11 protein-coding genes and 3 tRNA genes are annotated in these 14,041 nt (G+C 66.2%); 6 read left to right on the top strand and 8 right to left on the bottom strand.

The window, feature by feature from the left end; translation table 11 throughout:
• The 4 genes from LMJ30_RS07350 to LMJ30_RS07335 all read right to left on the bottom strand — a co-directional run.
• Positions 1-352, bottom strand: a 352-nt coding sequence (locus LMJ30_RS07350) for a GTP-binding protein (RefSeq protein WP_229431683.1), incomplete at its 3' end; no start/stop codon positions are given.
• A gap of 104 nt (positions 353-456) precedes the next feature.
• Positions 457-531 (bottom strand) — tRNA-Thr (locus LMJ30_RS07345).
• Positions 532-569: 38 nt separating this feature from the next.
• Positions 570-643, bottom strand: a tRNA-Gly gene (locus tag LMJ30_RS07340).
• A gap of 39 nt (positions 644-682) precedes the next feature.
• Positions 683-767, bottom strand: a tRNA-Tyr gene (locus LMJ30_RS07335).
• A gap of 240 nt (positions 768-1,007) precedes the next feature.
• Between LMJ30_RS07335 and LMJ30_RS07330 the strand changes: the two genes are divergently transcribed.
• The gene (locus LMJ30_RS07330; RefSeq protein ID WP_229431682.1) at positions 1,008-4,256 is read left to right on the top strand and encodes an EAL domain-containing protein; all 3,249 of its coding nucleotides are present in this window, start codon (positions 1,008-1,010) and stop codon (positions 4,254-4,256) included.
• Here the strand turns inward: LMJ30_RS07330 and LMJ30_RS07325 are convergent.
• On the bottom strand, positions 4,216-5,763 hold the full coding sequence (locus tag LMJ30_RS07325; RefSeq protein ID WP_229431681.1) for an HDOD domain-containing protein: 1,548 nt from the start codon (positions 5,761-5,763) through the stop codon (positions 4,216-4,218). The genes LMJ30_RS07330 and LMJ30_RS07325 overlap by 41 nt on opposite strands.
• Before the next feature lie 26 nt (positions 5,764-5,789).
• Entirely contained in the window at positions 5,790-7,418 is a 1,629-nt protein-coding gene (locus tag LMJ30_RS07320; RefSeq protein ID WP_229431680.1) for a tetratricopeptide repeat-containing response regulator, read from the bottom strand.
• A gap of 177 nt (positions 7,419-7,595) precedes the next feature.
• Here LMJ30_RS07320 and LMJ30_RS07315 point away from each other — a divergent pair, with 177 nt between their 5' ends.
• Positions 7,596-8,081, top strand: coding sequence for a chemotaxis protein CheW (locus LMJ30_RS07315; RefSeq protein ID WP_229431679.1), 486 nt, complete (start codon positions 7,596-7,598; stop codon positions 8,079-8,081).
• Between the two features lie 110 nt (positions 8,082-8,191).
• Here the strand turns inward: LMJ30_RS07315 and LMJ30_RS07310 are convergent, their stop codons facing one another.
• Positions 8,192-9,190: a J domain-containing protein gene (locus LMJ30_RS07310; protein WP_229431678.1), complete on the bottom strand. Its 999-nt coding sequence runs from the start codon at positions 9,188-9,190 to the stop codon at positions 8,192-8,194.
• A gap of 108 nt (positions 9,191-9,298) precedes the next feature.
• Positions 9,299-10,447, bottom strand: coding sequence for a class I SAM-dependent methyltransferase (locus LMJ30_RS07305; RefSeq protein WP_229431677.1), 1,149 nt, complete (start codon positions 10,445-10,447; stop codon positions 9,299-9,301).
• A gap of 38 nt (positions 10,448-10,485) precedes the next feature.
• On the opposite strand from LMJ30_RS07305, the gene LMJ30_RS07300 reads away from it, so the two are divergent.
• The 4 genes from LMJ30_RS07300 to LMJ30_RS07285 all read left to right on the top strand — a co-directional run bounded on the left by LMJ30_RS07300 (position 10,486) and on the right by LMJ30_RS07285 (position 14,035).
• Positions 10,486-11,268 (top strand): SDR family oxidoreductase, encoded by a 783-nt coding sequence (locus LMJ30_RS07300; RefSeq protein ID WP_229431676.1) that lies wholly within the window; start codon positions 10,486-10,488, stop codon positions 11,266-11,268.
• 9 nt (positions 11,269-11,277) lie between these two features.
• Positions 11,278-11,676, top strand: coding sequence for a dihydroneopterin aldolase (locus tag LMJ30_RS07295; protein ID WP_229431675.1), 399 nt, complete (start codon positions 11,278-11,280; stop codon positions 11,674-11,676).
• On the top strand, positions 11,673-12,578 hold the full coding sequence (gene ttcA / locus LMJ30_RS07290) for a tRNA 2-thiocytidine(32) synthetase TtcA (protein ID WP_229431674.1): 906 nt from the start codon (positions 11,673-11,675) through the stop codon (positions 12,576-12,578). The genes LMJ30_RS07295 and ttcA overlap by 4 nt, the downstream gene beginning before the upstream one ends.
• A gap of 317 nt (positions 12,579-12,895) precedes the next feature.
• Positions 12,896-14,035, top strand: a complete 1,140-nt coding sequence (locus LMJ30_RS07285; RefSeq protein ID WP_229431673.1) for an efflux RND transporter periplasmic adaptor subunit — start codon at positions 12,896-12,898, stop codon at positions 14,033-14,035.
• Positions 14,036-14,041 lie beyond the last annotated feature (6 nt).

Below are 14,041 nucleotides of genomic sequence, written 5' to 3'. Positions count from 1 at the left end.
CGCGGGTCTGTGGCATTGGGCCGTCAGCTGCCGAGCAAACCAGGATCGCGCCGTCCATCTGCGCTGCACCGGTAATCATGTTCTTGATGTAGTCGGCGTGGCCTGGGCAGTCAACGTGCGCGTAGTGACGGTTTGCGGTCTCGTACTCGACGTGTGCGGTGTTGATGGTAATGCCGCGTGCTTTTTCTTCTGGTGCTGCATCGATCTGGTCGTAAGCTTTTGCTTCGCCGCCGAATTTCTTCGACAGAACGGTAGCGATTGCAGCCGTCAGGGTGGTCTTGCCGTGATCAACGTGTCCGATGGTACCGACGTTGACGTGCGGCTTGGTCCGTTCGAATTTACCTTTTGCCATTTTAGACTCCTAACGATTTTTTAAGATTACCCAGGCACGCCTTGTGACGCCCAGCCTGACTGTCCGATTTGAATTTACTGCTGACTTACCCGAATACTGAATTCTGGTGCCCTTTACGTGGATTGAACACGTGGCCTCTCCCTTACCAAGGGAGTGCTCTACCACTGAGCTAAAAGGGCTATTATGTTGCGATGTAACTCGTGCATTGCAGAATCACTGGAGCGGGTGAAGGGAATCGAACCCTCGTCGTAAGCTTGGAAGGCTTCTGCTCTACCATTGAGCTACACCCGCGAGGTACTTCACACCGCCAACAATTTTCCTACAATATCTTGGTGGAGGGGGCTGGATTCGAACCAGCGTACTCATAGAGAACAGATTTACAGTCTGTCGCCTTTAACCACTCGGCCACCCCTCCGCGAGGAACCGCAGAGTATGAAGCAAGGTCAAAACATTGTCAACAAAATTTGCGGAATGTTTTCCGCGCTTTCGCTGTCGTCTTGCTTCGGGGCGTGATTGTAACCGCACCGGCTGCAAGAGCGCAAGAGTAGTTTGTTGTGGCATGTTTTTTTCGCGCCGGCGACTGTTTCGCCGGTAAAAAATATTGCCCGCGGAACGTGGCGCAAAGGCCACAGCGCGATTTTGCAGGAACGAGAACGTGAACGCACCCGCCTTACCGTGGCGCCGCTTGCTGGCCGCAAACCTGTGGTTCGCCATCGCCTACCTGGCCGCGGGATGGCTGGGCCTGCTGTTGGCGATTCCGCCGGGCTACGCGTCGCCGCTGTCGCCCGCGGCCGGCATCGGCATCGCGGTACTGGCCAGCGCCGGCTGGCGCCTGCTGCCGGGGCTGGCCGTCGCCGCGGTCATGCTCGGGCTGCCGCTTTCCTACCCCGGCGCGCCGCCGATCGGCCCGCCAGGCGTGCTGCCGGCCGTGCTGCTGGCCGCCGCCGCCGTCATCCAGGCCGCGGTCGGCGCGGCCATCGTGCGGCGCCATCTCGATCCGGCCATCGCGTCCGGGCGCGACGTGATGCGCTTTTTGCTGATGGCGCCGCTGGTGTGCTGCCTGCGCGCCAGCCTCGGCCTGTCGGCGCTGGCCTGGATGGACGTGCTGCCGCACGACGCCATCGGCGCCGCCTGGCTGACCTGGTGGGTGGGCGACACCGCCGGCGTGCTGGTGGCCGCGCCGCTGGCGTGGGTGGTGGCGGGCGAGCCGCGCGCGCTGTGGCGGCGCCGCCGCGCGCTGGTGGCGGTGCCGCTGGTGCTGGCCGCCGGCGCCTTCATCGGCATCTACCGCCAGTCGCTCGAATGGGAGCAGGCGCAGCAGTTGCAGGCTTTCCGCATGAAGGCGCAGGAGGTCGGCCAGCTGACCCAGTCGGCGCTGGCCGAACATGAACGCTTCCTCAGCGCGATGGCGCGCGCGCTCGACACCACGGGCGCCACCGTCGCGCCGCGCGGCTTCTCGCCCGCCGCCCGCACCTACCTGATGCAGCGCCCGGAAGTACTGGCCATGGGCTGGCTGCCGCGGGTTCCCGACCGCGAGCGCGACGCGCTGGAAAACTGGGCCAGCAGCTTCTACCGTTCGCCGTTCACGATCATCGACGTGGGCGCGGACAGCGTCCCGCACCTTGCCGCGCGCCGCCCGGTCTACTACCCTGCCCTGGTGGTCGAGCCGGACGCCCGCACGCTGATGCTCGGGCGCGACTTCATGTCCGAGCCCAGGCGCGCCGAAGCGCTCGGGCGCGCATTGGCCACCGGCCAGCCGGTCGCCACCGCGCCGGTACGGGTCAGCCAGGGCCGCACCCTGGCCATCCACCTGCTGCAGGTTGCCGCCGCCCAGGGCAAGCCGGGGCCGCCACCCGGGGTGCTGGTGCTGACCGTCGAGATCGACCGCCACCTCGCGCAAGCGCTGCAGCAGGCGGCGTTTCCCGAGCTGCTGTCTGCCTTCAGCGACACCACACCTGGCGCCGCACCGACGCCCATGCTCGACAGCATCGGGCGCTCATGGCGCGAGGTGGACTACCGCAAGCAGCTGAGCTTCGGCGGACGCTCCTACCTGCTGCGGCTGGCGCCCACGCCGGCCTACCTGCAGGCCAATACCGGCTGGCAAAGCTGGTTCGTGCTGACCGGCGGCCTGCTGCTGACCGGGCTGCTGGGCGCGCTGCTGCTGGTGGTCAGCGGCGAGCGCGCCCAGATCAAGGCGCAGGTGCGCGACAGCACCGCGCGGCTGCGCGAGCGCGAAGCGCGCCTCGAAGCCATCCTCGACAACGCGGCCGACGCCATCATCACGGTCGACCACAGCGGCAAGCTGTTGTCGGGCAATGCGGCCGCCGGCGTGCTGTTCGGCCATGCGCCCGACCAGCTGCCCGGCATGGGCCTTGACCGGCTGCTCGACCTGCCCGAGGGCGACGTGCACAGCGTGCTGCTGCGCCTGGCGCGCAGCGACGCCAGCGAGCGCGAACTGGCCGGCGTGGCGCGCACCGGCGCCCGCTTCCCGCTGTCGATCTCGGTCAGCGAAGTGCCGCTGGCCGGAGAAGACATGTTTGTCTGCGTGATCCATGACCTGACCGAGCAGCGCCGCGCCCAGGAGCACATCCACCGCCTGGCCCACCACGACACCCTGACCGGGCTGGAAAACCGGCTGTCGCTGACCCAGCACCTCGAACAGCTGCTGGCGCAGGCGCGCCGCAACGACCATTCGGTGGCGCTGCTGTTCCTCGACCTCGACCACTTCAAAAAGATCAACGATTCGATGGGCCACCAGGCCGGCGACATGCTGCTGGTCGCGGTGGCGCAGCGGCTCAGGGAACTGCTGCGCGACGTCGACGTCATCGCGCGCCTCGGCGGCGACGAGTTCATCGTGGTGATGGAGGGCGAGCTCACGCCCGAGCTGGTCGGCGCGGTGGCGGTGCGCATCGTGCAGTCGCTGGCCACGCCCTACGACATCGGCGGCAAGATCGTCCACAGCGGCGCCAGCGTCGGCTGCGCGATGTTCCCCGGCGACGCCGACAGCGCCGAGACCCTGATGCGCCACGCCGACACCGCCATGTACGCGGCCAAGAGCGAGGGGCGCGGCAACTTCCAGTTCTTCTCGCAGGCGATGAACGCGGCCACGCACGAACGGGTGATGATGGAAAACCGCCTGTGGCTGGCCCTTGGCGAGAAGCAGTTCGAGCTGTACCTGCAGCCGCAGGTGTCGCTCGATACCGGCGAGGTGGTCGGCGCCGAAGCGCTGCTGCGCTGGCACCATCCGGAGCTCGGCATGGTGGCGCCGGGGCGGGTGATCCCGATCGCCGAAGAATCGAACCTGATCCACGCGGTTGGCGACTGGGTGCTGGTGCGCGCGATCGAGGTGCTGGCCGAATGGCGCCGCGACGGCATGGAGACCTTGCGCCTTGCGGTCAACCTGTCGGCGCGCCAGGTGCAGGGCCGCGAACTGCTGCCGCGCCTCGACCAGCTGATCGCGCGCGCCGGCATCGACCCGGCCTTGCTCGAACTGGAGATCACCGAATCGACCGCGATGCGCGACCCGGAATCGACCCGCGGCCTGCTGCGCCAGCTGCGCGAGCGCGGCATCCATGTGGCGATCGACGATTTCGGCACCGGCTATTCATCGCTCAGCTACCTGAAGCTGTTTGCGATCGACCGCATCAAGATCGACCGCGGCTTCGTCACCGACATCGAGACCGACGCCAACGACGCCGCCATCGTCACGGCGACCGTCGGCCTGGCCCATTCGCTGGGCCTGACCGTGGTGGCCGAAGGCGTCGAGACAGCCTACCAGAGCAGCTTCCTGCGCTCGCGCGGCTGCGACGAGGCGCAGGGCTACCTGTTTGCGCGGCCCATGCCGGCCGACCAGTTCCGCAGCTTTATGCAGGAGGCGAGAGCGCGGCCAGCAGTTGTCCCTTGAGGGCCTTGACCAGCGCGGTCTCGTCGGGCGCGATGCCCTCGGGCGCAGGCTCGGCGCGGTCGGCGTAGAACAGGCCAAGCTGCACTTTGCCGACCACCAGCGGCAGCACGATGAAGCTGCGCGCGTCCGGCAGCAGCTTGCGGTGCCACGCCGGCAGCAGTTCGCGGATCTTGGGTGCGGCCGCGTCCGAGATCACCAGGTCGGCGCCGTTCTCCATCGCCAGGTGGAACACGTCCCGCGCGGACACCGCAGGGAACACAAAGCCGGCCTTGCGCACTTCGTCGTCCTCGCCGAACGCCACGCGCGCGCGGTACTGGCCGCTTTTGGCATCCTTCAGGCACACGGTGGCGAAGCGGAAGCCCAGGCTGCGGTACAAGGTCTCCAGCACCGCCAGGATCATCTCGTTCAGGCGCGCCTGGCCCGACGCGCGCATCTGCGTCACATCCTGCACCCCGGCCAGCAGCAGTTCGCGCGCGTTATACGGCTTGCCGCTCGGGTAGCGGCCGGGCGGCTCGTCTTCGCCCGCATCCATGCTGGCCAGCGCCAGCACGCCTGGCAGGCCCATGCCGGCCTCGGGGTCGGGCTTGGGCTGGGGCTCCATGTTCATACTCTCGAGCATATTGGTCATCTCGCGGTCCACGGCCGTGAACAGCTCGGCAAGCCGGCTGGCGTCGATGTTCAGCGCCGGGCCGAAACGCACCAGCAAGGCGCGCGCCGCGTCGCTGCCGGCCGGGTCGGACGAGCGCGCCATCAGGCGCGACACGTCCATGCTGAACGACGCCACCTGGCGCATCCACTCGCCGCGGTTCGACGCGGATTTCAGGGCGCCCGACGGCAGCGGCGCCAGCGAACGCACGATCACGTCGGGGATCTTCCATTCGGCCAGCACCGACTCGGACAGCGCGTCGTAGCTGCAGCCCAGCACCTCTTGCGAGGCCTGGCCGATGGTGTGCTTGCCGGCCGCGACCAGCGCATTGATCTCGCGGTAGCGCCCATGCTCGTGCGAGGCGACCAGCAGCGGCCCCAGGTTCTTGAACAGCGCGCCGATCGACGCCTCCTCGGCGCCCTGGTAGGCGCTGTGGCGCGCCATTTCGCGCCCGACCAGGCTGGCGCACAGCGACGTTTCCAGCTCGATGCGCACGCTTTGCGCGTGGGCGCTGTTGGACAGCGCGTCGACCAGCAGCATGCCCAGCGCCGCCGTTTTCACCGTATCGAAACCGAGCAGCGAAATGGCGCGCGACACCGTGGTGACCACCGTGCCGGACGCGGTGCGGTAGGTAATCGTGTTCGACAGGCGCAGGATGCGCTGGGTCAGCGCCACGTCGGACAGCACGTAATAGGCCAGGTCGTGGGCGCCATGGTCGTCGGACGACGCCATCTGGACCACGCGCGCGATCGAGGTGCCGAGCGCGAACATGTTCTCGTCGCCGCACACCTTGTTCATCAAGGCTGCGCGCACGCGGCGCGTATCGTTGGCCGACGGGGGAGGAGGAATTGCGCTTGCCATGAATGCCAATATCGAAGGGACCTGGGTCACGCCTTGATGCGCGCGCCCTTGTCGTATTTTTTCAGGATCTGCTGATGCAGGCCGGCCAGCGCCGGCAGTTTCGGGTTGACCGGGTCGAGGCGGCGCATCGCGCCGATCAGCTGCTGCGCCGATTTGCCGAGGCGTTCGTCCCAGCCCTCGTTGTCGAGGCATTTGAGGACCGCGACGGCGGCGTTGAACACCACTTGCGGATTGTCCGGCAGCTTGGCGACCGCTTCGGTCATCAGCTCGACCGCGCCACGGAAGTCGCGCTGCTGCGCGCGCAGCGCGCCCTGCGCAACCAGGTCGACCACTTCCTGGCGCGCCTCCTGGGCCAGCGCCAGCGCCAGTTCGCCGCGGCCGGCCTGTTCAAACACGCTCATGGCGCGCGCCATCGCCGCGTTGTCGGGCGAATTGCGCATCACGTCGCGCATCACCTCGGCCGCGCCGTCTACCCTGTCATGCAGCAGGCACTTGCGCGCCAGCTCCATCTTCACATGCGACGACAGGCCGGGGGCGTCCTTGCTGGCCGCCAGCGCCGCGTCGAGCGATTCGGCCAGGCGCTTGCCGTCGCCGGTGTGCTCATGCACCAGGCAGGACGCCACCGCGCTGCACGCCGCCGTGTTCTTGCGCCCGCCCATCGAGCGGTCGAGGTCGCGGATGACGGCCGAGGCCTGCTCCGGGTCGCCGCGCTTGACCAGTACCTGCACCAGCTTCACATGGTCTTCCGGATCGCGGAATTCCGAGTACTTGGCCTTGGCCACCACCTGCTTGAGCACTTTTTCGGCAGTCTCGCTGTCGCCCGCCTCCATCGCCGTCTCGCCCAGGGTGCGCAGGCGCCGTACCGCATGCGGCGACACCGCCACCGCGTCGGCCAGCACGGCCTGCGACTGGGCCAGGGCGCCCGCCGCCGCGTGGGTTTTGGCCAGCCAGTCGTAGGCGTCGACAAAACTCTTGTTGGTGTCGACCAGGTTTTCGAGGATGCCGCGCGCCTCCGGGAAGCGCTCGCGCATGAACAGCGTCTTGGCCAGCCCCAGCCTGGCCCAGGCGATCGCCTTGGCGTCGATCAGCTGCTGGTAGATCGGCTCGGCCTCGGCCGGCTCCCCGAGGAACATGTGCAGCTCGGCGCGCAGGCGCAGGAAGTCGATCGCATGGCGCGGGTGCGCCTTTTCGCCGGCGATGCAGGCCTCGATCGCCTCGCGCTGGGCGCCCTCTTCCATCAGCTGGTAGACCGGCATGAACACATTGCGCCTGGCCAGCGCGCGCAGGATGCGGTCGAGCAGGCGGTCTGCGGTGAACGGCTTGAGGATGTAGTCGGTCGGCGCCAGCTCGGCGGCGCTGACCACCTTGCCGTGGTTGCCCTCGGCCGTGACCATGAAAAACATCGTCGACAGCGAAATCAGCTTGTGGTGGCGCAGGTCTTCCAGCAACTGCTGGCCGTCCTGCCCGCCTTCGAGGTCATATTCGCACAGCACCATGTCGAAACTCTTCAGCCCGAGGTGCTTGACGGCGTTGTTCGCGCTGCCGGCGTGGTCGATGCGGGTCACCCCGCACTGGTTCAGCATATTGTGGATACTCGCCCGCATGCCGGAATGCGGTTCGATAATCAGGGCGGAGAGTCCTTCAAGTTCATTCATTTTGTATCCATCAAGCAACTCCGCAGCGGCCGGCAGTAGGGTGGAAGCGCGGCTTCGGAGTATATTACGGCAGGGGAAGAAAATACTGTAGTTACGTTCCCGCAACAGCGCAAAAAGCCCGCCGGGTGACGGCTACAAGCCACACTGGCGGCAGCAATCTCTACAAGGAATACAAAAATGCAAGAAAATTCGACGTCTTCCAAGGAAGCGCCCGTGCGCGAGTTCCTGGCGTTCAAGCTGGGCGAAGAGGAATACGGCATCGACATCCTGAAGGTGCAGGAAATCCGCGGCTACGAAGCGGTGACCCGCATCGCCAACGCGCCGGAATTCATCAAGGGCGTGATCAACCTGCGCGGCATCATCATTCCGGTGGTCGACATGCGCATCAAGTTCAAGCTGGGCGAGCCGGTGTACGACCAGTTCACCGTCGTGATCATCCTGAACATTGGCGGGCGCATCGTCGGCATGGTGGTCGACAGCGTGTCGGACGTGACGACCCTGACCCCGGAACAGGTCAAGCCGGCGCCGGAGATGGGCACCGCCTTCAACTCGGACTACATCACGGGCCTGGGCACGATCGACGAGCGCATGCTGATCCTGATGGACATCGACAAGCTGATGTCGTCGGGCGAGATGGGCCTGATCGAAAACCTGGCCACCTGATCGTCATTCCCGCGCAGGCGGGAACCCATACCCCGTAGCAGCAGTGGCGTCGCGAAATCCCATCCCGTGCCTGGCAGGTATGGGTTCCCGCCTTCGCGGCAACGACGGTGCTAGATCTCGGGGTCCGAGGCGGCCTGCCGCAGCCCGCGCTTGCGGCCCAGGCATTCGGCTTGGCTGCCGCCCGCCTCGATGTTCTGGTAGCGCACTTCATACTTGCCTGCGGATAGCTTCTCGATGGTCATCGTCTCGTGCGCCAGCACGTAGACGTGGCGCACATTCGAGCGGCGGTCGAGGTCATACACCTTGACGAACACCGGCGAACTGTTGGCGGTGTTGTCGACCAGCACCTGCATCTCTTCCCCGCGGTTGCCCACCGGGTAGCCTTCCACATAGCCCGAAGCATTCGGCCACGGCTCGCCGTTGGGCGCCACCAGGGTATACAGGTCCGATTCGCAATCCGGGGTGCGCGCCGGCACCACCAGCTGGGTGACCGCCAGCGCCTTGACATCCGGCGCCCGCATCGGCCCTTCCGGCGAAGGCGGCGGCGCCGAGGCCCAGGTGTCCACCGCCGTGTCGGGCTTGGCCTCGGCCAGCGCCACGCCCGTCTCAGCCTTGGTGTCGACCCGGATTTCCGGGGCCGGCGCCAGTTTCGAGGCCAGCGCCACCGGCATCAGCTTGGGCTGGCTGGTGAGCAGGACGCCGACGGCGCAGCCGGCCACGAAAAACGCCCCCAGCCCCGCCCACCAGCGCGGGTCGCGCGCGATGCGGTAGGGCCGCGCCGGCGCTTCCACCGGTTCCGGCTCCCAGGCGCTGTCGGGCCCGTCGTTGCGGTGGCGGTCTCGCCCCTCTTCGGTGCGGGTGCTCTCCAGCCATTCGATTTCCCACTCCTCCGCCGCGATCCATTCGTCGTGCTCGCGCCGGCGTATCGGGTCGGAAAGGATGGTGTAGGCGCTGTTGAGGATCGCCATGATGCGGGCGGCCTTCTCGTCGCCCGGGTTCTTGTCGGGATGGTATTTCTGGCTCAGGGCCTTGTACGCCGCACGTATGACTTCCTGCGGCGCCATGCGCGCCACCTTCAGGTTGTCGTAGTGTGTGTGGATCTTGGCCATGGCTTAAGGTTCAGGCAATGCTGTTCACTTCATAATAGCCGATGCGGCGCTCTGCCCGGCCCGGGAGCATAGCCGTGATTGTATCCTGTGCGCAAGATGCTATAAAGTCTACAGCCGGTGGCTGCGGTCGGCGCGCACGATTGCCTCGGGCACCGTGACACCCTGGCCGACGATCAGCACCTTGAACAGCTCGCCCATCTCGGCCGGCGACACCAGCTTTTGCACCGCGTTCGCTTGCGGCAGGTAGCGCATCGCATCGTCCGGGCTGGTGCGCAGCAGCAATTCGCCGATGCCCGCACCCAGCAAAAATGCCGCCTGGTTCATGTAGCCGAGGACATCCACGCCATTGTCCTGGGCGGCCAGCGCCATGGCCGTGAAGTCGACGTGGGCGGTGATGTCCTGCAGGCCAGGCAGGTAAAACGGGTCGGGATGCGAGTGGTGGCGGTAGTGGCACATCACGGTGCCGGTCTCGCGCTGGCCGACATAGTATTCGTGCGCGGGGAAGCCGTAGTCGAACAGGAAGGCGGCGCCCCTGCCCTTGCCGAGCATGCGCGCCAGCGAGGCCATGAAGCCTGCTGCGACCGGGTGCACCTCGGTCAGGTAGCCGTCGGGCAGCTGGTCGGCATCGGGAATCTGTGCGGCGATGTGGGCCGCCAGCGATGCGGACGGTTCGCGCTCAAGGTAGGCAAAGGCGCCGTTGTCGATGGTGACCATCACCTCAACCCAGCCGGACGCAGTCTTTTTGACCAGCTCCACCGGCATCGCATCGAGCACCTCGTTGGCCAGCACCACGCCGCTGAAGGAGTCCGGGAAACCGTCCAGCCAGCGCACCTGCGGGAAGTCGCGCAGCGCTTCCTGCTGGCGCGCGCGCAGTTCGCCCGACAATTCGACAATATAGTAGTGGTCGACCGCGACACCCGCCTGGTGTAGCGCGGTGAGCACGTCGCGCGCCAGTTTGCCGGTGCCAGCCCCGAATTCGAGGATATTAGCTGCGCTTTGGGCGATAATAGCGGCTGCCGCCTGCGCCAGCGTGGCGCCGAACAGCGAAGTGATCTCGGGCGCGGTGGTAAAGTCGCCCGCCTCGCCCAGCTTGGCCGCACCGCCGCTGTAATAGCCGAGGTTCGGCGCGTACAGGGCCAGCTCCATGAAACGCGCGAACGAAATCGCCCCGTCATTCGCGGCGATGTCGGCGGCGATCTGGTTTTGCAAGGCGTGGGACGCGGCCAGCGCGTCGCTGTCGGGAGCGGGTAAGGTCATCCCGGCATTGTAGCCATAACAGCTTGGATCAACAATTTATGCAAACTTCTGGAAGTACCACGCCGGCGCGCAAGGTTGCGCTGGTAACCGGCGCCGGCAAGCGCATCGGGCGCGCGATCGCGCTCGGGCTCGCCAAAGCAGGCTGGGACGTGGCTGTCCATTACCGCGGCTCGGAAACCGAGGCGCGGGAAACCTTTGACGCCGTGGGCGCAGCCGGCCAGCGCGCCGCCCTGCTGCAATGCGACCTCGCGGACGAAACGCAGGTGCGCGGCCTGCTGGCGCGCGCGTTCGAAAAACTGGGGCCGGTGACCTGCGTGGTGAACAACGCATCGCTGTTCGAATACGATAACCCGACCAGTTTTTCGCCGGCCCTGCTGGCTGCGCACATGCAGGCCAACCTGACCGCCCCGCTGCTGCTGGCGCAGGCGCTGCACGCCGCCACGCCGGAGGGCGGCGAAGCGGTCGTCATCAACCTGCTGGACCAGAAACTGTACAATCTGAACCCGGATTTTTTGTCGTACACGCTGTCGAAATCGGCGCTGCACACGGCCACCACGATGCTGGCGCAAGCGCTGGCGCCGACGGTGCGCGTGGTCGGCATCGCCCCCGGCCTGACGATGGTGTCGGGCGACCAGACCGACACCGGCTTCGCCAAGGCGCACCAGGCCACGCCGCTGGGCCGCTCCAGCACCCCGCAAGACATCGTCGACGCGGTCTGCTACGCAGCGTCGGCGCGCGCCGTCACCGGCACCACTTTACTCGTCGACGGCGGCCAGCATTTGCTGCAGCTGCCGCGCGACGTCATGTTCTTACAAAAATAGAGGTAACCCATGCTGTCCGCCCTTAACCACCCCAAGCTCGCCGACTGCCGCCGGCTGTTCCTGCGCAATTACGAAGTGATGATCAACATCGGGGTGCACGATTTCGAAAAGAAGGGCGAACAGCGCGTCCTGATCAACGTCGACCTGTACATCCCGCTGGCGCTGTCGACACCGAAGGAAGACCACCTGGAAGAAGTGGTCGACTACGACTTCATGCGCGAAACCATCGCGCGCCGCATGGCGCAGGGCCACGTGCACCTGCAGGAGTCGCTGTGCGACGACGTGGTGCGCTCGATGCTGGCGCACCCGAAGGTGCGCGCGGTGCGCGTGTCGACCATGAAGCCGGACGTGTACCCGGACTGCGAAGGCGTCGGCGTCGAAGTCTTCCGGATCAAGGAGGACGTATGAACGCGGCAGTAATGGAAGCGGTGGCCGACAAGGTGGCCTACGAGAACAACAAGCTGCACAAGCGCCTGTGCCGCCTGGTCGGCCAGGCCATCGGCGACTTCAACATGATTGAAGACGGCGACAAGGTGATGGTCTGCCTGTCCGGCGGCAAGGACAGCTACGCGCTGCTCGACATCCTGATGACCCTGCGCGAGCGCGCACCGATCAAGTTCGAGCTGGTGGCGGTGAACCTCGACCAGAAGCAGCCGAACTTCCCGGCGGAGATCCTGCCGGCCTACCTGGAGAAGCTGGGCATCCCATTCCACATCGAGAACCAGGACACCTACAGCATCGTCAAGCGCCTGATCCCTGAGGGCAAGACCACCTGCTCGCTGTGCTCGCGCCTGCGCCGCGGCATCTTGTACCGCGTGGCCGATGAGTTGAAATGCAACAAGATCGCGCTCGGCCACCACCGCGACGACATCCTTGAAACCTTCTTCCTGAACATGTTCTTCGGCGGGAAGCTGAAAGGCATGCCGGCCAAGCTGGTGTCGGATGACGGCAAGCACATGGTGATCCGTCCGATGGCGTATGTGAAGGAAGCCGACACGACGCGTTATGCGGAAGTGAAAGGGTTCCCGATCATTCCGTGCGACCTGTGCGGTTCGCAGGAAAACCTGCAGCGCAAGCAGATCAAGAACATGATGCGCGAGTGGGACAAGAAGCACCCGGGCCGCTGCGAGAATATTTTCTCGTCGCTGTCGACCGTGGTGCCGTCGCACCTGATGGACCGCGACATGTTCGGCTTCGTTGACCTGAAGACCGATGGCGTGCCCAATCCGCTGGGCGATATCGCGTTTGACGAGGAGCCGTGCTCGACGCCCACGACAGGGCTGGGGACGATCACCCTGCAGCGGGAATAAACCAGACGGCGCCGATGGCGCCGTTTCTCTGCGTCGTTCCCGCGTAGGCGGGAATCCATGCTCCAGATGATCATCCTGCGAAGCATAGGTCCCCGCCTTCGCGGGGACGACGCGGCGATGAGCACGAATCCCATTTCGACGTGCTGATCTCCGCCATGTTCCTCGCCGAACCACACCCTCCAGTTTGACTCCAACTGAACGGCATCCAGGCCCCTGCCTGGCGCCGCGCCGCCAGTATGGAAAACATGGACACCACTCGCCCAACCTGCATTGCCTGGCCTTGCCCGCTCGCTGCGCTTTTCCTGCGCGTAGTCGGAATGCTTACGTTCGCCATTGCCTGCGCGGGTTGCAACCCGGCCCAGGCTCCCGCCCAGCCACCAGGCGGCGCTGGCCCGCCGCAGGTACTGGTCGCACCCGTCATGGAACGCACCGTCGAGGAATTCGAAGAATTCAGCGCGCGCCTGGCTGCCGTCGAGCAGGTGGAAGTGCGCGCGCGGGTGGCCGGCACGCTCGACAAAGTCCACTTCCGCGACGGCGAGCCCGTGCGCAAGGACGAGTTGCTGTTCACGATAGATCCGCGTCCCTTCGCGGCCGAGGTGGCGCGCAGCTCGGCCAGTGTGGCGTCGGCGCGTTCGCAGGCCCAGCTTGCACGCGCCCAGCTCGCGCGCGCCGAGCAGCTGCTGCCGATGCGGGCGATTTCCGAACAGGAGGCGGACGAGCGGCGTGCGGCAGCGGCCAATGCGGGCAGCTCGCTTCGAGCCGCCGAGGCCGCGCTTGAGACAGCGCGCCTGAACCTTGGCTTCACCCGCATCCTCGCGCCGATTGATGGACGCGCATCGCGAACCGCGCTGACCGCAGGCAATCTGGTCAGTGTCAACGAGCCGGTACTGACGACCATCGTGTCGCTTGATCCCATCTACGCCTACTTCGACGCCAGTGAAGCCGCCTGGCTCAAGTACGGACAGGCAGCGGCGGACAACTCGGCGCCGGTTGTGCGGATGGGATTGTTCAACGAGCAGGGTTTTCCGCACACCGGGCGCATCGACTTCGTCGACAACCGCCTCAATCCGGGCACCGGCAGCATCCAGGTGCGGGCGGTGTTCCAGAACCCGGACGGCCGGTTCACGCCCGGCATGTCGGCGCGCGTGCGGGTGGGTGCTGGCAAGCCTTACAAGGGCACCGTGGTGCCTGACCGCGCGATCAATACCGACCAGACGCGCAAGGTCGTGCTGGTGGTCGGCCCCAAGGGGATTGTCGAGCCGCGCGAGGTAAAACCGGGGGCGCTGGTCAACGGCATGCGGGTGGTCAGCGGCGTCAGGCCGGGCGAGCATATCGTTGTCGACGGCCTGCAGCGCGCCATGCCGGGGGCGCCTGTCACGCCGCAAGTGGTTGCCCTCGACGATCAGGGGGTTCCGATAAAACCGCCCGCTGCGCCTGCGGCGCCGGAAAAACGGTAGCGCGGC

Origin of the sequence: Massilia agrisoli (assembly GCF_020831365.1) — a bacterium.
Taxonomy (GTDB): domain Bacteria; phylum Pseudomonadota; class Gammaproteobacteria; order Burkholderiales; family Burkholderiaceae_D; genus Telluria_A; species Telluria_A agrisoli.
The sequence above is the reverse complement of the archived record's forward strand: the minus strand, read 5'-3'. Positions and strand labels throughout refer to the sequence as shown.